General features: G+C 60.8%; 1 protein-coding gene. It reads right to left on the bottom strand.

The genetic code is table 11. The features are described 5' to 3' along the window. Window positions 1–771: immunoglobulin-like domain-containing protein (locus QSV36_RS14705; RefSeq protein ID WP_289132663.1), on the bottom strand; the 771-nt coding region annotated here is incomplete at both ends.

The raw sequence follows: 771 nt of genomic DNA, 5'->3' as shown, positions 1-771 counted from the left end.
TTGGCGCCTGCGTAGACGTTGTCCGGAGCGGTGACCGTGACCGAACCGGTCGTGCCATTGGCCGGCACGGTAATGGTTTTGCCGTCGCTCAGCGTGAAGGTCAGTGCCGAGTGGTTGTTGATCGGCAGACCGTCCTTGTTGGTCAAAGTCACGGTGTAAGTGATTACGCCGCCTTCGGTAACCGAAGGAGTCGCAGTCAGCTTGGCCACCACCTCGTCAGTGGTGTCGGTGACCTGAACCTTGGCCGCACCGCCCAGCTGCAGGTTTTCGAAGGTACGACCATCGACGTCCACAGCGGACTTGATACCCAGGCTGACTTCACCCGAGTCTTTGTAGACGTCATCGCCCTGTGCCGCGTGCTCGTACGCTGCGCTGGTCTGGCCGGCTTTGATGGTGACCTGGGCGTTGTTGCTCAGGGTCACGACCAGGTCGTGGGCCAGTGCCTGGTTGATGTTTACCGTGAAGGTCGGTTTGACGTTCTCAGCCACCGAAGGCTGGTCGGCAGTGATGGTGACCTTGACCAGATCGCCTTCGTTGCCCGGCGTACCCGGTTCGTCAGTGACAGTGGTGCTGACAGGGGTCTTGTCCAGCGTCAGTTGTTCGAACTTGCCGACGTCGGTGCCACTGACCGATGCGATCGACTTGATCACCGGGTCATTGGCGCCTGCGTAGACGTTGTCCGGAGCGGTGACCGTGACCGAACCGGTCGTGCCATTGGCCGGCACGGTAATGGTTTTGCCGTCGCTCAGCGTGAAGGTCAGTGCCGAGTGG

This window comes from Pseudomonas sp. BCRC 81390 (assembly GCF_030341915.1).
Classification (GTDB): domain Bacteria; phylum Pseudomonadota; class Gammaproteobacteria; order Pseudomonadales; family Pseudomonadaceae; genus Aquipseudomonas.
This window is presented reverse-complemented; position numbering and strand designations above follow the sequence as displayed.